Here is an 18,080-nt window from a genome sequence, read left to right as displayed (position 1 = left end):
GAAGCAATGCGTCACCCGGACTTGACGGTGATCAAGCCCGGCAACGTACGTGCCCATGCCGGTCGGGGTTGTCCCCGATCGGGAGCTGAAGAGGAAGGGCGTAGGCCTATGAAAGCATCGGCAGTGACAGTGTGGCGACGGCCCCACCGTCCGGTGCGTTGACCAGAACGACCCGACCCTGGTGCAGTTCGGCGATCTCCTTGACGAAGGGAAGTCCCAGCCCCGTGCTTTTCTTGGCCGTATCCGGTCGCGCCAGCGAATAGAACTTTTCGAACACCTTTCCCTCGGCGTAGGGCGGGATTCCCGGGCCGTGGTCACGCACCCGGATGTCGACCGTGCGCCGCGTGTGCGTGATGTCGACCTCGACCGTGCCACCGACCGGTGAGAACTCCACCGCGTTGGCAAGCAGGTTGGCGATGGCGCGTTGCAGCAGGAAGGCGTCGCCTTCGACGCTCGGGCCTTCATCCGCGGGCGCGGTCCTGAGGTCGACCCGGACGCCGCGGGCGGCACCGCTGTGTCGAGCCGCCGCCGCCAGTTCGCGAAGCATCGGGCCGAGCGCCACGGGCGCCACGGCGTCCAGGCCGCGGCGGGATTCGAGCGCGGTGAGTTCCATCATGCGATCGACCAACTCCTGGATGCGCTGCGCCTCGCGCGCGATGTTGGCAGCGAAGCGGCTGCGGTCGGCGTCCGGCATCGGCTCCTGCAGCAGCTCCGCGGCGCCGCGGATGGCCGACAGCGGACTCTTCACCTCGTGCGTCAGGGTCTGGACATAGTCGGCCACGTAGGTGTGGCCGGCCAGGGCATCGCGCATCTCGTCGTAGGCCGCACCGATGGCGCCCAGTGCTCGGCGGCCCAGGCGCGGCAGGCTGAAGGAGCGTTGCGCGCGCACATATCGAACGTAGTCCGCGATCACGCCGAAGGGACGCACCAGCCACACCGACACGATGACCGCGAGCAGCAGCACTGCAGCGACCGACAGCACGCCGACCAGCAAGGTCTTGCGGCGGGCCGCTTCAACGAACTGGCCGAAGCTGCGCACCGGCTTGCCCACGCTCACCACGCCGATGATGCGATCCGCCACGCGCACCGGGGCCGCCACGTACATGACCGACGTGAGCTTGTCGTCGGGAATGTCCGGCGTGGAGCGTGCGCCGTAGCGGCCCTGCAAGGCCAGCCGCACATCCCGCCAGCGGGAGTGATCGCGTCCGACCTCGCGGCCGAGCGAATCGAAGACGACCCGGCCCGAGGCGTCCGTCACCGCGAGCCGCAGCTCCACCCGCGTCTTGCGAAAGCCGAAGATGTCGGCCTCGAAGCGCCGTGCATACACCGCCTGGAACAAGGGCTCGAGGGCGGCGGTCTGCAGCATGCCGTCGGTCGATTGCTGCTCGATGAGCGAGGCCATCAGCTGCGCGGTCTCCACGAGCGACTCCTCGGCCGATTCCCGATAGCGGGGGTCGATGTCCTCCAGCTGTCGGTAGAGCAGCCAGCCCACGCCCAGCACATAGGCGAGCAGGATGCCGAGAAAAATGCGGGTCCGCTTGTTCATGGGCGGCACCCTAGCAGACGGCCCGGGATCCTCAGCTGGCGGTCGCCTCGGGCGTGGCCCGTCGCACCCGGCCCTTGCCTTCCTGCTTGCCGCCGTACATCGCGGCGTCGGCCCGCCGCAGCAGCTGCGCCGCATCGGCACCGTCGCGCGGGGCGATGGCATACCCGACGGTGATGCCCACGCGGCAGCTGCCATCGCGCAACACGAAGTCGGCGTCGGTGCAGGCGAGCAGCTTCTGCCCGACCAGTTCCGCCTCCTGCTCGCCGGCGAGCCGGGCGGCCACGACGACGAATTCGTCGCCGCCGAGTCGCGACACCAGGTCGGTGCCGCGCACGGCCTGCCGCAGCCGGGTGCCCAGCTGGACGAGAAGCTCGTCTCCCGCCTCGTGGCCCAGTCGGTCATTCACCGGCTTGAAGCCGTCGAGGTCGAGCAGGTAGACGGCCGTCAGGTGGCCCGGGCGGGACGCCGTCACCAGGGGCTCCAGACCGATCTGCAGGCCACGTCGGTTGAGCAGGCCGGTCAGCGGATCGGTCTGCGACAGCAGCAGCATGCGGTCGTTCTCGCGCTGCGTGGTGAGAGCCTGTTCGCGCAGCTGGGCCACGCGCACGTTCATCACCATCAGCCAGGCGACGATCTGCAGCATCGCGCTCACCAGGTAGGCCTGTTGCACCGCCGTGGTGGCCGGTGCGAGCCCACTGCTCAGCGAGATCGACGTGACGACGCCGGCGCTGTAGATCACCCAGCCGGCCAAGGTCCAGCGGGCGGCGCGGTCCCCCACTCGCGCACGCCGGATCGCCACCGGCAGCGACAGCAACATGGGCCAGGGGCCGATGAGGCCCGCTGCCGCCGAGGCCTGGCCATAGTCGATGACTCCGGCCATGAAGAGCAGCGCCACGCCCATCGACAAGGCGGCCCCGATGTTCATCAACCGGCCGATGCGCGGGCTCAGCGAGCGCACATCCAGTGCGCGTTCCGCAAAGGTGAAGCCGCCCACCAGCACCAGCATGATGAGCAGGGGCGAGGCGTTCTGGATGAGCCAGCGGTTCTCGGGCCAGAACAGTTCGGCCGCGAGCCCGAAGTAGGAGAAGAAGAAGAGGCTGCCCGAGGCGACGGACCAGGCGAACCAGACATAGAGCGGCTCGCCTCGGCTCGTCAGGACGCCCGTCAATGCGAAGGCAAGAACGCACACGCCGAAGCCCAGTGCCATTCCATGCCACACCTGGAGTGCGCTCTCGTCCGCCATGAGTTGCGCGGTTTGGCGCAGGGACAGCGGCAACAGCAGGATGCCCGTGGTGCGCACCCGCAACAGCAGTTCCACCGCCTGTCCGGGTGGCAGGGACAGGGCCGCGACGTGCGTTCGTGCGGCCACCGGCCGCTCCGACTGGCGCAGGTGATCGCCCAGCACCTGATGACTGAGCACGCGGCCTTCGTGCACGACGTGGAGGTCGATGCGGTCGAGCGGCGCGTAGTTCGCCGTGAACCACCAGTCGGGCGGGCCGCCCTCCGGGACCCGCACGCTCGCACGCACCCAGAGGGTGTGGCGCGCCGGGCCGAAATTGCTGTAGGGCTCGGTGGGACGCTTGAAGTCGGCGATGCGAGACAAGACGTCCGCGACCACCAGCCGGTGGGTGGGGTCGGCCAGGACGGTGACCGCGGGCCACAGGTCCACGCCGGAGCCGGTGATCGCGAGCGGGTCCGGAGTCGTCCCGGGTGCAGCAAGAAGGCGGCCGCAGGAAAGGCTGCACAGCAGCGTCACGAGCAATGCGAGAAGGACTGACCGGCATCCGCTGGCCATCCGGCGGGGGTGGGAGAACGGGTGCGGCTCAGGCATCGGCGGCAGGCAGACCGTCATGAAGGCGATGTACGCCAGGCGCCAGCGGGGCGGGTCTGGCCAGGGTCGGGGGCATGCGCGCAGCGTGCCTGAGTTCAAGCGACCGGTGTGCAGGGAATCCCCTGATCCACTGCAGGCTCAGCCTGCCGACGTGGCGGGCAGGTCTTCGGCCAGCGCGTAGCCGGAACCGCGATGCGTTCGGATGGGGTCGAGTGCGGGAGCGACCGTCCTCATCTTGGCCCGCAGGGTCTTGACGTGAGCATCGACCGTGCGGTCGATGCTGTCGGTGGCGTTGTCCCACACGCGCGCCAGCAGCGCATCGCGAGAGAACACGTGGCCGGGGCGCGATGCGAGCACCTCCAGCAAGCCGAACTCGTAGCGCGAGAGCTCGAGCACATGGCCGTAGTAGCGGATCTGCCGACGCCCGCTGTCGACAAGGATGGGGGGCGCTGCGGCGGCCTGCGGGGTGGCCGCAGTCGCCGCCCGCGTCGCCCGGCGCAGGATGGAGCGAACCCGCGCCACCAGCTCGCGCGGCGAGAACGGCTTGGCGACGTAGTCGTCGGCACCCAGTTCCAGGCCGACGACGCGGTCGATCTCGTCGCTGCGGGCGGTGAGGAAGATCACCGGGACGTCGACCCGGGCACGAAGCAGCTTGAACAGCTCGAAGCCACTGATGTCCGGCAGACCGACGTCGAGGATGACAAGCGCCGGCGTGGATGCCGCCACATGGGCGAGCGCCGCCTCACCGGTGGCGACCCAGCACGGCTCGAAGCCGTCGGTGCGCAGCGCGTACTGCAGGGTATCGGCGATGCCGGGTTCGTCCTCCACGACGAGGATGCTGGGTTTCATCCGCGCATTCATTCGGTCGGCAGGAATCCCTCGATCGACAGGTAGCGTTCGCCCGTGTCGTAGTTGAAGCCCAGCACCGTCGCGCCGTTCGGCAGTTCGGGCAGCTTCTGCGCGATGGCGGCCAGGGTGGCGCCCGAGGAAATGCCCACCAGCAGGCCCTCTTCGCGGGCCGAGCGACGGGCCATCTCCTTGGCCGCCTCGGCCTCGACCTGGATGACCCCGTCAAGAAGTTCCGTGTCGAGGTTGCGGGGAATGAAGCCGGCACCGATGCCCTGGATGGGGTGCGGGCCCGGCTTGCCACCGCTGATCACGGGCGACGCGGTGGGCTCCACCGCGTACACCTTGAGTTTCGGCCACAGGGACTTGAGGTGGCGCGCGCAGCCGGTGATGTGGCCACCGGTGCCGACGCCGGTGATCAGGGCGTCGAGCCCGCTCGGAAAATCAGCAGCGATCTCGGCCGCGGTCGTGCGCACGTGCACGTCGATGTTGGCCGGGTTCTCGAACTGCTGCGGCATCCAGGCCCCAGGCGTCTGGGCGACCAGTTCGGCGGCGCGCGCAATGGCGCCATTCATGCCTTTCTCGCGCGGCGTGAGCTCGAAGCTCGCACCGTAGGCGAGCATCAGCCGCCGCCGTTCGATGCTCATGCTCTCGGGCATGACGAGCACGAGGCGGTAGCCCTTCACTGCGGCCACCATGGCCAGGCCCACGCCGGTGTTGCCCGAGGTGGGCTCGATGATGGTGCCGCCCGGCTTGAGCCGGCCGTCCTGTTCCGCCGCTTCAACCATGGCCAGCGCGATGCGGTCCTTGACGGAACCGCCCGGGTTGGCCCGCTCGCTCTTCACGTACACGCTGTGGCTGGTGCCGAACAGGCGGTTGATGCGGATGTGGGGCGTGTTGCCGATGGTGTGCAGAACGTTCTGGGCCAGCATGGTGTTCTCCGGTCGTGGTGGCAAATTATCAGTGCACTGCAACGATAATCCACCCATGTTTGCTCCCCTCCAGAATGACAGCTTCCTGCGCGCCTGTCTGCGCCAGCCCACCCCGCACACCCCGGTCTGGCTGATGCGTCAGGCGGGTCGCTACTTGCCGGAGTACCGCGACACGCGGGCGAAGGCGGGCAGTTTCATGGGGCTGGCCACCAACACCGACTACGCGACCGAGGTGACGCTGCAGCCGCTCGAGCGCTATGCACTCGACGCCGCCATTCTCTTCAGCGACATCCTCACCGTGCCGGACGCCATGGGCCTCGGGCTGAGCTTCGCCATCGGAGAGGGCCCCAAGTTCGCCACGCCGGTGCGCGACGAGGCGGCTGTGGCCCGCCTGGCGGTGCCCGACATGGACCGTCTGCGCTATGTCTTCGATGCGGTCACTTCGATCCGCCGCGCGCTGAACGGCCGCGTGCCCCTCATCGGCTTCTCGGGCAGCCCGTGGACGCTCGCCTGCTACATGGTCGAAGGCCAGGGCTCGGACGACTACCGCCTCGTCAAGTCCATGATGTACAGCCGGCCCGACCTCATGCACCGCATGCTGGCCGTGAACGCCGAGGCCGTGGCGCAGTACCTGAACGCCCAGATCGACGCCGGCGCCCAGGCGGTGATGGTGTTCGACAGCTGGGGTGGGGTGCTGGCCGACGGGGCCTTCCAGGAATTCAGCCTGGCCTACACCCGCCGTGTGCTCGCGGCCCTCAAACGAGAGCACGACGGCCAGCGCATTCCCCACATCGTCTTCACCAAGGGCGGCGGGCTGTGGCTGGAGGAGATCGCCGACTCGGGGGCGGACGTCGTCGGCCTCGACTGGACGGTGAACCTCGGGCGCGCGCGCCGCCTGGTGGGCGACCGGGTCGCGTTGCAGGGCAACCTCGACCCGAACGTGCTGTTCGCGCCAGCCGAGCAGGTACGGGCCCAGGCCATTGCCACCCTCGACAGCTTCGGAGCGCCGGCCAACCCGGACGGCAGCACGGCCGGCCACATCTTCAACCTCGGGCACGGCATCAGCCAGTTCACTCCGCCCGAAAACGTGAAGGTGCTTGTGGACACGGTGCACGAGCACTCGAAGCGTCAGCGCCAGACGGGCGCGTGAGCGCCGGCTTCGCTGAACACTCATGCAATTGCCAGTAAGCAGTCGCTCAGGCTTGACTTATCCCCAAAAAACCGCTTCCGAGAGCCAAAGCGGTGCGGAGAAGTACCGACCTTGAGCGTTCTGCGAGACGCGTCGTAAGTTGTTGATTTTATTAGTTTCACGAGGTGCCGCGAAAGTGGGCAATCCAAGCGGAAGCCAAACAGATCAACGTCTTAGCGACGCTGTGGGCAGTTTACCCACAAAGTTATCCACAGCTCCGGTGGAGAAACGTAAAAGCGCTCTGGAATCATGGCCTTGCGAGACTTCCTTCAAGACGATCTGAACTTTGGATCGTAAATTGACCCTTGCAGACGAGCCCGAACTGCACCGCGTCGCGGTGGCCGTCGATGCGCCGCTGCATTCCGGGTTGAGAGGTGCGCTGGATTACCTGAGTGAGCAGGCACTGGCACCCGGGACATTGGTGCGCGTACCGCTCGGTCGCCGGGATGTGCCGGGCATCGTCTGGTCGGGGACCGATGCGGGCAGCGCGGGAGAGCACGCACTCAAGCCGGTGGCCTCGGTGCTCGGGTCCTTGCCGCCTCTGGCCCCGCGTTGGTGCGACCTGATCCAGTTCGCTGCGCAGTACTACCAACGCGGCTTGGGCGAGGTGGCGCTGGCGGTCCTGCCGCCGGAACTCCGCAAGCTGGACGACGAGGGCCTGGGCAGTCGCATCGCCCGGCTTCGCAAGTCGCTCGCCAAACCCCTGCCGGAACGGCCGCGCCCCTCGCTGCCCGAACTGACACCGGGGCAGGCCGAGGTGCTCGCCGGGTTGGCCGCCGCCACGCAGCCCGGGCAGGCGCCCGTGGTGCTGCTGCACGGGCTGACCGGCAGCGGCAAGACGGAGGTCTATCTGCGAGCCGCCGAGGCAGCGCTTGCCGGCGGACGGCAAGTGCTGGTGCTGGTGCCCGAGATCAACCTGACGCCGCAGCTGGAGGCGCGCTTCGCCGAGCGCTTCGCTGCCGGGCCGGTGCCCCGGCGGATCGTCTCCCTTCACAGTGGACTCACCCCGGCGCAGCGCCTGAAGAACTGGCTCACTGCCCACCTGGGTCTGGCCGACCTGGTGCTCGGGACGCGCATGGCCGTCTTCGCGCCGCTGCCGCGGCTCGGCCTGATCGTGGTGGATGAAGAGCACGACCCGTCCTTCAAGCAGCAGGAGGGCGCCCGCTATTCCGCGCGCGACCTGGCCGTCTACCGCGGCAAGCTGGAAGGGGCCTGCGTCCTGCTGGGCTCCGCCACCCCTTCACTGGAAAGCTGGCAGCGGGCCGAGGAAGGGCGCTACCTTCGGCTGACCTTGCCGAGCCGCGTGGGCGGGGGCGCCTTGCCGACCGTTCGCATCGCCGACATGAACCTGCTGCCCAAGGTGCGCGGGGCCACCACGGCACTCGCTCCCCAGTTGGTGGCCGCCCTCGCCGCCCGCATCGATCGTGGCGAGCAAAGCCTCGTGTTTCTCAACCGACGCGGCTATGCACCAGTCCTGCACTGCACCGACTGCGGCTGGAAGAGCGGTTGTCCCCACTGCAGCGCCTGGCGTGTCTTCCACAAGCTCGACCGCACGCTGCGCTGCCATCACTGCGGCCTGAGCCAGCCGGTGCCACGGGCCTGCCCGGACTGCGGCAACCTGGACATCGCGCCGCTCGGGCAGGGCACGGAGCGGCTGGAGGAACAGCTTGCCGCGGCCCTGCCTGGCGCGCGCATGGCCCGCATCGATGCCGACACCACCCGCCACAAGGGAGCGCTCGAGTCCAGCCTGTCGGCCGTGCATGCAGGGGAAGTCGATGTGCTGGTCGGCACGCAGATGATCACCAAGGGTCACGACTTCCGGCGCATCACCCTGGTGGCGGCCGTGAATCCCGACAGCGCCCTCTTCAGCAGCGACTTCCGGGCGCCCGAACGCCTCTTCTCGCTGTTGATGCAGGCAGCCGGACGGGCCGGCCGGGACGCGTCGCGAGCCGGGCACAGCGAGATGTGGGTGCAGACCTGGCACCCGACTCACCCGGTGTACACGGCCTTGCGCCAGCATGACTTCCATGCCTTCGCTGCCAGCCAGCTGGCAGAGCGACGGATCGCCGGGCTCCCGCCCTTTGTCCACCTTGCCCTCCTGCGCGCCGAAGCGCGCACGCCGGAGGCCGCGCGCGCCTTCCTTGAATCGGCCGCAGCGCTTGCCGCCGGCCATCCGGGCGCGGCCTCGCTGCTGATCTACCCGCCGGTGCCGACCACCATCGCCCGGGTGGCCGGTGTCGAGCGCATGCAGATGCTCGTGGAAAGCGAATCCCGGGGCACGCTGCAGCGGGTGCTGACGCCCTGGATGGCCGAGCTCGCCGCCCTGCGCGGTGCCCACAAGGGCGTGCTGCGCTGGGCGCTCGACGTGGACCCTCTGGCCATTTGAGGCCCAGCGCGAGGAGCCGTCTGCGAGTCGACCTCGAACGGCTCGCGGTGGTCAGCGATAGACCGACTCGCCGCTGGCGTCGCGCCAACGCGTTTCGAAGTGGGCGGCGTCGTCCGCGTTGCGCGGCTTCACGGCCATCAGGATGCCGCCTTCGCGGATGCCCGCGTCATAGGCCTTGACGCGTTCTTCCGGAATGCCCCAGCCGATGAGCGCGCCGACGATGCCACCCGTGGCAGCGCCTGCACCGGCGCCGGCGAGGGCTGCCGCCAGCGGTCCGGCGATCACGAGGCCCAGGCCCGGAACGGCCAGGGTGGTGCCCACGGCCGCAATCGCGGCGGCGATCGCACCGACGGTGCCGCCGATGGCGCCGCCCACGCCCGCGCCTTCGGCAGCCTTGTTGCCGAGTTCGGTGGTGCGGGTGTCGTCCGCGAAGTGGCGCTGGCGCGTGTCGTCCGACATCACGAGGTTGACGTCGTCCTTGTCGTAGCCACGCTCTTGCACCGATTGGTAGGCGCGCTCGGCGCTGTCACGGTCGCGGAAGAGGCCGGTGACGAGGGGTTCGGTGTTGCTCATGGGAATCTCCTGGCAGCCGCCCTGCCGGGATGGCGGGCGAGCCCAGAGAATGCCGCCGCACGCTCGGTCGGTGCAGCGGACGAGCGCCTGCCCGGCGGTGAGCGGCTTCCTACAGTCAGCGGCGGACGCTGGCGAGGAAGCGGGCGTAGCGTTCGCGTACCAGCGGCATGGACAGCATCACCGCCGCCGAGGCGGCGAGCGCCATGGGCAGCAGCGAGCCGGTGGCCTCGATCGACCAGGCGCCTGCGACGATGAGCAGCTGTCCCAGGGCGTAGAGGCGGGTGTTGCGTTGGCGGAGGAACTGGCGCATGGGACGGTGCTGAGAGCGTCGACGATGCGCCAGTGTGACCCGCCAGCGCCGCGCCGGACCTTCAAAAAACGGGGATAACGCACGCCCGCGCCGGGCGCGCGCGCCGCCGCCCTCCTCAGACGAGCAGGCCCGGAATCTGCGCCACGAGCGCCTGGCGCTGCTTGGTCGCCGCCCCGAGGAGCGCGAAGCCGAGCAACTGCCCGTCGCCACTGTGGAAGCGGGCGTCGCATCCGTCGTCGCTCAGCTCGACGGTCCAGGCGCCGGAGGCATCGAGCGGTGGCGGGCAGACCACGGTCGGGCAGGCCGGCGTCTTCACGGTCACCGGCATGGCCGGATACACCACCGGCGTCGGCGTGCCGGCGAGCGTGGCGGCGAGCGCGCGTGCCTGCTGCATGATGGGCATCACGTAGGGCAGCGTGTGTCCATCCACTTCGGCGCAATCGCCGAGCGCGTGCACGTTCGGTGCGCTCGTGGACAGCAGCCGGTCGGTCGCGATGCCGCGGTTCACCCGCAAGCCCGCGGCCGCTGCCAGTTCGGTGCGCGGCCTCAGCCCCACGGCGGACAGGACGAGTTCCGCGTCGAGCTGGCTGCCATCGCTCAGCTGAAGGCGCGTGGCGTGGCCGGCACGTTCGGCACGGGTGACGGATACCCCGAAGCGGAAGGCCGCGCCCGCCTCGGTGAGCCGTTGCTGCATCCGTTCGCTCGCCGCCTCGGGCAACAGTCGGGGCAGCACGCGTGGGGCGAGGTCGATCACCGTCGGAGAGATGCCGCGCGACAGCAGGTCGTTGGCGAACTCGCAGCCGATGAGGCCCGCACCCAGCACGGCCACGCGGGTGACACCGTCGAGGCGGCTGGCGAAGCGGGCATAGTCGTCGAGGTCGTTCACCGAGAGGATGTCCGCCGCGGCGTCGCCTTCGATGGGCAAGCGGATGGGATCGGCACCGACCGCGAACACCAGGTCGCGCCAGGTGAGGGTGCGGCCATCTTCGAGCGTGAGGCTCCGGGCGGCGGTATCGATGTGGCGGACCGCGCTCTGGGCATGCAGCGTCGCGTCCAGCTCGGCGGCCATCTTGGCGCTGTCCTTCATGACCAGGCTGGCCGCGCTCTTGTTGCCCGCCAATGCGTTCGAGAGCATGGGCTTGGAATAGAAGCCGCCGTGGTCGCGGCTGATCAGCACGAGAGGCGTCTGCTTGTCGAGCTTGCGAAATTCGCGGGCGAGGTTGAAACCGGCAAGGCCGGTGCCGAGGATGACGACGGGTGTGGACATGGCGTGGAACTGAAGGGAAGCGCGTAGCCTACCGCACCCATTGAAAAAGCCGGGCTCCGGTTCCATCTGTGAGCAGTTGATCTTCAGGAAGCCGGCCGTGCCGACCTTGCTCATCGTCCTTGGACTGGCCGCGCTGTGGATCGCCTGGCTGGTGACCGAACCGTGGTTCACCGAGCGCCGCCGCGCCCGCTGGCGCGCCTTGCCGTTCCCGGCTGAGTGGCGCGCCATCCTGCGGCGCAGGGTGCCGTGTGTGCGGGCCCTCCCGACCGACCTGCAGCTGCAGCTCAAGCGTCACATGCAGGTGTTCCTTCGCGAGAAGGCCTTCATCGGTTGCCAGGGCTTCGAGATCACCGACGAGGTGCGCGTCACCATCGCCGCCCAGGCCTGCCTGCTGCTGCTCAACGGACCGGGCCGCTACTACCCGGGGTTGCGGCAGATCCTGGTCTATCCCGGCGCATTCATGGTGGACCGGGTCCATGCCGACGGCAACGGCGTTCAACAGGACCAGCGCCGTGTGCTCTCGGGCGAATCGTGGTCGCAGGGACAGGTCATCCTGTCCTGGCAGGACGCGGTTGACGGCGCGGCCTCGGCCGACGACGGCCAGAACGTGGTCATCCACGAATTCGCCCACCAGCTGGACCAGGAGAACGGTTCGGCCAACGGAGCGCCGCACCTGTCGCCCGGTCAGCGCCGCGCGCAGTGGGCCGCGGTCATGGGCCGGGCCTTCGCCGACCTGCAGCGCCGCGCGGAGCACGGCGAGCCCTCGCTGCTCAGCCATTACGGTGCCACGGATCCGGCCGAGTTCTTCGCGGTCGCGTCCGAGGTGTTCTTCGAGCAGCCCGCGCAGCTCGCCGTCGAACTTCCCGAGGTGCATGCGGAGCTGGTGGCGCTCTACCGCATCGACCCTTCGAGTTGGTGACGCGCGGCCATTCCCGTGGTTGCCGGAGGTCGCTTGGGGCCTGATGGGCCGTTCAGCGCGGTGGGGGCGGGTGCTTCCTGGGAACGGTCGAGGGCGACCCCGGCCCGCCGTTGGGGGACCGGGGCCGAGCCGCATCAGGTGCGGGGCGTGGCCTCCTTGGCCACCGACAGCGCGGGGCTGGAACCCGCTGCGCGCGCCGCCGCTTCCACCTTGGCAGCAACGGCCTGCCCGTAGGCGGGGTCTGCGCGGGTAAAGTGGGCGATCTGGCGCTGCTGGATCTCGGCCGGCACGCCGGCCATGGCGCCTGCGATGTTGCTGGTGAGTCGATCGCGCGCGTCGGCTGTCATCAGCCGGAAGAGGTTCCCGGCCTGCGTGAAATCGTCCGCGACGCCCCGGTCGTCATGGCGAGCTGCCGTGCCCTGCAGTGGCAGTCCGGGTTCGCCGTGGCCGAGGCTGCCGGACGGCTGGCCCGAGGCCACCACCGGGTCGTAGTTGCGTGCCGAGCCGCCGTTGTGCACCGCCATGGCGCCGTCGCGCTGATGGTGGTGGAACGGGCAGCGCGGCCGGTTCACCGGCAGTTGCTGGTGGTTGGTGCCCACGCGGTACAACTGCGCGTCGTGATAGCCGAAGAGGCGGCCCTGCAGCATCTTGTCGGGGCTGAAGCCGAGCCCCGGCACGACGTTGGCCGGGGAGAACGCCGCCTGTTCCACGTCGGCGTGGTAGTTGTCCGGGTTGCGGTTGAGCTCCAGCACGCCCACCGGAATGCGGGGAAAGTCCTTGTGAGGCCACACCTTGGTGACATCGAACGGACTCCAGCCGGTGCGTGCCTCGAAGTCGGCCGCCTCGTCTTCGCGCATCACCTGCAGGTAGACGTCCCACTTGGGAAACTGGTTCTGGTCGATGGCGGTGAAGAGGTCGCGTTGCGCGTAGTCCGGGTCGGTGCCCGCGAGGCGCACGGCCTCGGCGGCTTCCAGGTTCTTGATGCCCTGCCGCGTCTTGAAGTGCCACTTGCACCACACGCGCTCGCCCGCGGCATTGATGAGGCTGAAGGTGTGGCTGCCGAAGCCATCCATGTGGCGGTAGCCGTCGGGCGTGCCGCGGTCCGAGAACAGGATGGTGACCTGGTGCAGCGATTCCGGCGCGCGGCTCCAGAAGTCCCACATCATCGTCGCCGACTTGAGGTTGGTCTGCGGATCGCGCTTCTGCGTGTGGATGAAATCGGGAAACTTGATGGCGTCCTTGATGAAGAACACCGGCGTGTTGTTACCCACCAGGTCCCAGTTGCCTTCCTCGGTGTAGAAGCGCAGTGCGAAGCCGCGGGGGTCGCGCTCGGTGTCCGCCGAGCCCTTCTCGCCGCCCACGGTTGAAAAGCGCAGGAAGGTCTCGGTGGTCTTGCCGACCTCGCTGAAAAGGCGGGCCTTGGTGAACCGGGTGATGTCGTGCGTGACCGTGAAGGTGCCGTACGCCGCCGAGCCCTTGGCGTGCACCACGCGCTCGGGAATGCGCTCGCGGTTGAAGTGCTGCAGCTTCTCGATGAGGTGGAAGTCCTGCAGCAGCACGGGGCCGCGCGCACCGGCGGTGATGGAGTTCTGGTTGTCGGCCACCGGAATGCCGGAGGCGGTGGTCAAGCGGGTCGTGTCGGTCATGGGGCTTCCTCGTCTTCAGTGAACCCGGCCATTGGCTTGCGGGAGTGAAGGCAGTTTGCGAGCGCCGCTCGGTTTGAGGAAGTTGATTGATCAAACCGCTGCGATAGCATTTTGCGTGACCTGCGGCGGAGGGGCGCGTAAAGTGTCGACACCTCGTCCAGGTCATCTTGTTTCCGGAGCCGACATGCCCTACCCCCGACTCGCTGCCACCGGCCGCTTCTTCGGCCGTCTCTGGTGGCTGCTCGATGGCAGCCGCCGCGTGGTGCTGAACCTCATCTTCCTCGTGATCGTCGTGTGGCTGGTCGTTGCGTTGTTGCGCGGCGGCGCGGCGCCGCTGGGCGAGCGCACGGCGCTGGTCCTCAGCCTGCGCGGCCCGCTCGTGGAGCAGCGCTCGGCCACGGCGCGCGACACCGCCCTCGCGCAGGTCGGCGCCGGCCGCGCGCCGGTGAGCACCCAGCTGCGCGATGTGCTCACGGTGCTCGACGCGGCCGGCCGCGACGACAGCATCCACACCGTCCTGCTCGTGCTTGACGAATTCCGGGGTGCGGGGCTGCCGGCCCTGCGTGAGGTGGCGGGTGCCCTCGGGCGCTTCCGCGCCACCGGCAAGAAGGTGGTGGCCTGGGGCAGCAACTACGACCAGCGCCAGTACTTCCTGGCCGCACACGCCGATGAGGTGCTGATGCACCCGATGGGCGTGCTGTTCGTGCAGGGCCTGGGCGGACACCGCAACTACTACCGCGAGGCGCTCGACCGCGTCGGCGTGACGGTGAACCTGGTACGCGCCGGCAGCTACAAGAGCGCAGGCGAGATCTACGTGGCCGACGGCCCTTCGCCCGAGTCGGTCGAGTCGAGCCGGCTTCTCTACGACGGTCTGTGGGCCACGTACACCGAAGGCGTCGAGAAGGCCCGGCGCCTGCCGCCCGGCACGCTCATGAAGCTCATCGAGGACCTGCCGCAGCGGCTCGCCGCCACGGGCGGCGATGCGGCCCGGCTGGTGCTGGAGCACAAGCTGGTGGACGGCCTCAAGACCCGTGACGAGTTGCGCGACCTGATGATCGAACGCGGTGCCGCCTCGGCCGACGGCAAGACATTCCGACAGGTTGCCTTCGACGCCTACCTCGCGCGCCAGGTGCCGCGGCTGACGGGCGATGCGGTGGGCGTGGTGGTGGCCGAAGGCGGCATCGTCGACGGTCCTGCGCCCGCGGGCACGGTGGGCGGCCTGTCGACCGCAGAGCTCATTCGCCAGGCGCGCCTCGACGAGCACATCAAGGCGATCGTCCTGCGCGTCAATTCGCCGGGTGGCAGCCCCTACGGCTCGGAGCTCATCCGGCGGGAGCTGGAGCTGACCCGCAAGGCCGGCAAGCCGGTGGTGGTGTCGATGGGCGACATCGCCGCGTCCGGTGGCTACTGGATTTCCATGGCCGCGGACGAAGTGGTGGCCGACCCGGCGACCGTCACCGGGTCCATCGGCGTGTTCGCGCTGCTGCCGCGCGCCGACCGTGCGCTGGAGAAGCTCGGTGTGCATGCCGAAGGGGTGACCACCACCTGGCTTGTCGGCGCGGGCGACCCGCGCCTGCCACTTGACCCTCGCTTCAATGCCGTCCTGCAGACCCACATCCAGCACGTCTACGGGCAGTTCACCGGGCTGGTCGCCCGCGCACGGCAGCGTTCGCAGGCGGAGGTGGATGGCGTGGCGCAGGGCCGCGTCTGGACGGGCGCCCAGGCCCTGGAGCGCGGCCTCGTCGACACCCTCGGGGGCATCGACGTGGCGCTTCAATCCGCAGCCCGTCGAGCCAAGCTCGAAGGGCCGCCGCGGGTGCTCTACATCGAGCCCGATCGCAGCCGCTTCGACCGCGTGCTGGGACTGATCGGCAGCACGGTCGCTGGCGTGGCCGCGGATGAACTGGAGGCGCGGCTGCCGGGGCTGCCGGTGCCCGCGGCGGCGCGGGCCGCGGAGCAGGAGATGGGCTGGCTGCTACGCCAGGCCGACGGGAACAACCCGTTCGCCTCGCTGGCGCACTGCCTCTGCTCGCCCTACTGAAGCTGCAGCAGCCGCGGCACCCAGGCCGTCAGGGCCGTGAAGCTGAGGAAGGACAGCACGGTGCTGGCCATGATGATGCGCGCCACCCGGCCGTTGTCGGCCTGGTAGCGCTCGGCCAGCATGGAAACGTTGCTGGCGCTGGGCAGCGCCGCGGCGAGCACCAGCACGGCCAGCCCCTCGTCCGGCAGCGGCCAGCCCGCGGCCCGTGCCGCGAGCCCCGTCGCCAGCACCAGCAGCGGATGGACGAAGAGCTTGACGAGTGCCACCGGCAGGAAGCGCGACGGCGGCGTGCGGGTGTGGGCGTGTCGCCCGGCCCGCCACAACACCGCGCCGATGGTGAACAAGGCCACCGGCGATGCGGCGTCCGCCAGCATCCGGACCACCTCGTTCACCGGACCGGGCAGGACGAGGCCGGAGGCCGCCAATGCGGCTCCCGCCGCGATCGCCCACGGCAGCGGATTCGTGAACGCGCCGCGCAGGGCCCGCGCCCAGCCGGCCGGACCGCGTCCTCCAGCGGACTCGGCGAGCGCGAGGCACAGTGAACTGGTCAGCACCAGGTCGACCAGGATGGTGGTGATGACCGGCCCGGCCGCCCGTTCGCCGAACAGCGCCACCAGCAGCGGCACGCCCATGAAACCGGTGTTCGGGAAGGCGGCGACCAGGGCGCCGAAGGCGGCGTCCTTGGCGCCCTCCTGCCGCCGCGTCAGTGCCATCGTGAGGGCCACCACCGCGAGCGCGCAGACCGCGTAGGTGCCCATCAGGCCCGGGTCGATGAGCTGGGCGAAGGGCATGCTGGCCCCGAAGCGCAGCAGCAGGCAGGGCAGCGCGAAGAACAGGACGAAGGCGTTGAGACCGGGGATCGCCGACTCCGGCAGCATGCCGCGCCGTGCGGCCAGGTAGCCTCCGAGCACGAGCGCGAAGAACGGGAATGTGACGGCGAAGATGGACGACATGGCGCCGCAGTATCGCCGCAGCGCGACGGCCCGACACGTTCAGGCCCGCACTGCGCCTGGCCGTCCGGCCGCCACCTCGAAACGCGCCGCCGTGCGGATCGTGGCGCTCGGGTCGGCGGCGTCGCTCACCACGCGGAGCCGTGCTTCCAGCCGTTCGGCCTGCAGCCGGAACGCCACGTAGCCTCGCTCGTCGGTCCGGCCGTAGCGGACATGCGGGTTCCAGGGCAAGGCTTCGTCGAGGCGCGCCTGCGAACGGCCGCGGCTGCTGATGGACGTGCCGCAGAACTCGCTGGCAATCACCGGCGTGCCCGGGTCGTCGGCGCGCTGGTGCAGGTCGCAGACATAGTTGGCGTGGGCGTCGCCGCCCAGCACCACCGGGTTGGCCACCCGTTTCGCCGCCAAGGTGTCGAGCAGGCGCTGGCGAGCGGCCGGGTAGCCGGACCAACCGTCCGTCCAGTGACGGGCAACGTCGGCGCGCCAGGTGAAGGGCGCCATCAGCGCCTGCTGTGCGATGAAATCCCATCGTGCGCTTCCCTGCCCCAGCCCGTCGGCCAGCCACTGCTCCTGGGCGGTGCCCAGCAGCGAGCGGTGCGCCTCGGCCAGGGCGGGGCAGTCGGCCCCATCCACCGTGTTGCCGCCGCCCAGGCCGGGCAGCGCGCACGCCTGCGGGTCGCGGTACTGGCGGGTGTCCAGCACATGGAAGCGCGCCAGCGCACCCCAGTCGAAGCGGTCGAAGACCTGCAGGTCCGAACCGACGGGGCGCGTGGAGGGCGGCAGGGGCATGTGCTCCCACCAGGCTCGATAGGCCTGCAGCCGCCGTCGCAGGAAGCGGCGGTTGAGCACTGGCGAGTGGTCGGCGGCGTAGTCGTTCTGCACTTCGTGGTCGTCCCAGGTCACGAGCCACGGTGCGCTGGCGTGGATGCGCTGCAGGTCCGGATCGCTCTTGTACTGCGCGTAGCGGGCACGATACTGCGTCAGGGTATGGGTGCCGACCAGCCCCTCGTGGCGGCGCACGGCGCCGGGCGGCGAGGGGTACTCGTAGATGTAGTCGCCCAGGAACAGCACCAGGTCGGGCGACTCGTCCGCCAGGTGACGCCACGCCGCGTAGTGCCCGTGGTCCCAGCGCTGGCAGGACCCGATGGCGAACGTGACGGGCTCGAGGCTGCCAGGTGCCGGCGCCGTGCGCGTGCGCCCGGTGGCCGACACCTGGCCCATCGCGAAGAACCGGTACCAGTACCAGCGACTTGGCGACAGCCCGAGCGGCTGCAGGTGCACGCTGTGCCCCCAGTCGGCCTCGGCGGTGACGGTGCCGCGGCGAACGATGCGGCGAAACGCCTCGTCCTCGGCCAGTTCCCAGCGCACCGGCTCGCTCGGTCCCGGGCGCGCCTCGGGCGACAGGCGGGTCCAGAGCACGAGGCTGTCCGGCCGCGGGCAGCCGGAGGCGACGCCGAGGCTGAAGCAGGGCGTCGGCTTGCCGAGGCGGCCGCAGGCCACCAGAGCGGGGGCGCTCGCGGCACCGAGCACCAGGGAGATGAGCGAGCGGCGGGAGGGGTCCGGCGAGAACGGCATCGGCAGCGCGGCAGCAGGGCCAGGACACTAGCACAGAGCGCGTTGCGGGGTCATGGCCGCTGCTCGCTATGA

At 69.7% G+C, this 18,080-nt stretch carries 14 protein-coding genes; 4 read left to right on the top strand and 10 right to left on the bottom strand.

Features of this window, described 5'->3' with window-relative positions; translation table 11 throughout:
* Nucleotides 1–106 precede the first annotated feature (106 nt).
* From creC to cysK, 4 genes are all read right to left on the bottom strand, one after another.
* Nucleotides 107–1,546 carry a two-component system sensor histidine kinase CreC gene (gene creC / locus ACSQ2F_RS18860; protein WP_436025623.1) on the bottom strand — a complete coding sequence of 480 codons (1,440 nt, stop codon included), beginning with the start codon at nucleotides 1,544–1,546 and terminating at the stop codon, nucleotides 107–109.
* A 31-nt stretch (nucleotides 1,547–1,577) separates the two neighbouring features.
* Complete coding sequence (locus tag ACSQ2F_RS18855; protein ID WP_436025621.1) at nucleotides 1,578–3,302, bottom strand: diguanylate cyclase domain-containing protein; 1,725 nt, start codon at nucleotides 3,300–3,302, stop codon at nucleotides 1,578–1,580.
* Nucleotides 3,303–3,515: 213 nt separating this feature from the next.
* Complete coding sequence (creB, locus tag ACSQ2F_RS18850; RefSeq protein ID WP_436025619.1) at nucleotides 3,516–4,226, bottom strand: two-component system response regulator CreB; 711 nt, start codon at nucleotides 4,224–4,226, stop codon at nucleotides 3,516–3,518.
* A gap of 8 nt (nucleotides 4,227–4,234) precedes the next feature.
* Nucleotides 4,235–5,155 (bottom strand): cysteine synthase A, encoded by a 921-nt coding sequence (cysK, locus tag ACSQ2F_RS18845; protein ID WP_436025617.1) that lies wholly within the window; start codon nucleotides 5,153–5,155, stop codon nucleotides 4,235–4,237.
* A 55-nt stretch (nucleotides 5,156–5,210) separates the two neighbouring features.
* On the opposite strand from cysK, the gene hemE reads away from it, so the two are divergent.
* Both hemE and ACSQ2F_RS18835 read left to right on the top strand, forming a co-directional pair.
* A complete protein-coding gene (gene hemE / locus ACSQ2F_RS18840) occupies nucleotides 5,211–6,305 on the top strand; it encodes a uroporphyrinogen decarboxylase (RefSeq protein ID WP_436025615.1) in 1,095 nt (364 codons plus the stop codon).
* A gap of 337 nt (nucleotides 6,306–6,642) precedes the next feature.
* Nucleotides 6,643–8,730, top strand: a complete 2,088-nt coding sequence (locus ACSQ2F_RS18835; RefSeq protein ID WP_436025613.1) for a primosomal protein N' — start codon at nucleotides 6,643–6,645, stop codon at nucleotides 8,728–8,730.
* Nucleotides 8,731–8,781: 51 nt separating this feature from the next.
* Here the strand turns inward: ACSQ2F_RS18835 and ACSQ2F_RS18830 are convergent, their stop codons facing one another.
* The 3 genes from ACSQ2F_RS18830 to ACSQ2F_RS18820 form a co-directional block, all read right to left on the bottom strand.
* Nucleotides 8,782–9,303: a hypothetical protein gene (locus ACSQ2F_RS18830; RefSeq protein WP_436025611.1), complete on the bottom strand. Its 522-nt coding sequence runs from the start codon at nucleotides 9,301–9,303 to the stop codon at nucleotides 8,782–8,784.
* Between the two features lie 115 nt (nucleotides 9,304–9,418).
* Nucleotides 9,419–9,613 carry a hypothetical protein gene (locus ACSQ2F_RS18825; RefSeq protein ID WP_436025609.1) on the bottom strand — a complete coding sequence of 65 codons (195 nt, stop codon included), beginning with the start codon at nucleotides 9,611–9,613 and terminating at the stop codon, nucleotides 9,419–9,421.
* Nucleotides 9,614–9,728: 115 nt separating this feature from the next.
* Nucleotides 9,729–10,880, bottom strand: coding sequence for an NAD(P)/FAD-dependent oxidoreductase (locus tag ACSQ2F_RS18820; RefSeq protein WP_436025607.1), 1,152 nt, complete (start codon nucleotides 10,878–10,880; stop codon nucleotides 9,729–9,731).
* Between the two features lie 97 nt (nucleotides 10,881–10,977).
* Here ACSQ2F_RS18820 and ACSQ2F_RS18815 point away from each other — a divergent pair, with 97 nt between their 5' ends.
* Complete coding sequence (locus tag ACSQ2F_RS18815; protein ID WP_436025605.1) at nucleotides 10,978–11,799, top strand: zinc-dependent peptidase; 822 nt, start codon at nucleotides 10,978–10,980, stop codon at nucleotides 11,797–11,799.
* 134 nt (nucleotides 11,800–11,933) lie between these two features.
* Here ACSQ2F_RS18815 and ACSQ2F_RS18810 read toward each other — a convergent pair whose 3' ends face one another.
* Nucleotides 11,934–13,445, bottom strand: coding sequence for a catalase (locus ACSQ2F_RS18810; protein ID WP_436025603.1), 1,512 nt, complete (start codon nucleotides 13,443–13,445; stop codon nucleotides 11,934–11,936).
* A gap of 184 nt (nucleotides 13,446–13,629) precedes the next feature.
* Here ACSQ2F_RS18810 and sppA point away from each other — a divergent pair, with 184 nt between their 5' ends.
* The gene (gene sppA / locus ACSQ2F_RS18805; RefSeq protein WP_436025602.1) at nucleotides 13,630–15,486 is read left to right on the top strand and encodes a signal peptide peptidase SppA; all 1,857 of its coding nucleotides are present in this window, start codon (nucleotides 13,630–13,632) and stop codon (nucleotides 15,484–15,486) included.
* Here the strand turns inward: sppA and ACSQ2F_RS18800 are convergent.
* Together ACSQ2F_RS18800 and ACSQ2F_RS18795 are read right to left on the bottom strand one after the other, a co-directional pair.
* The gene (locus ACSQ2F_RS18800) at nucleotides 15,480–16,439 is read right to left on the bottom strand and encodes an AEC family transporter (RefSeq protein ID WP_436025600.1); all 960 of its coding nucleotides are present in this window, start codon (nucleotides 16,437–16,439) and stop codon (nucleotides 15,480–15,482) included. The genes sppA and ACSQ2F_RS18800 overlap by 7 nt on opposite strands.
* 39 nt (nucleotides 16,440–16,478) lie before the next feature.
* Nucleotides 16,479–18,008, bottom strand: coding sequence for an alkaline phosphatase D family protein (locus ACSQ2F_RS18795; protein ID WP_436025598.1), 1,530 nt, complete (start codon nucleotides 18,006–18,008; stop codon nucleotides 16,479–16,481).
* Between the last annotated feature and the right edge of the window lie 72 nt (nucleotides 18,009–18,080).

The sequence above is a fragment of the Rhizobacter sp. LjRoot28 genome (assembly GCF_964253025.1).
Classification (GTDB): Bacteria; Pseudomonadota; Gammaproteobacteria; order Burkholderiales; family Burkholderiaceae_C; genus Rhizobacter.
Note: the sequence above shows the minus strand (reverse complement) of the source record. Positions and strands in the feature narration are given on the sequence as shown.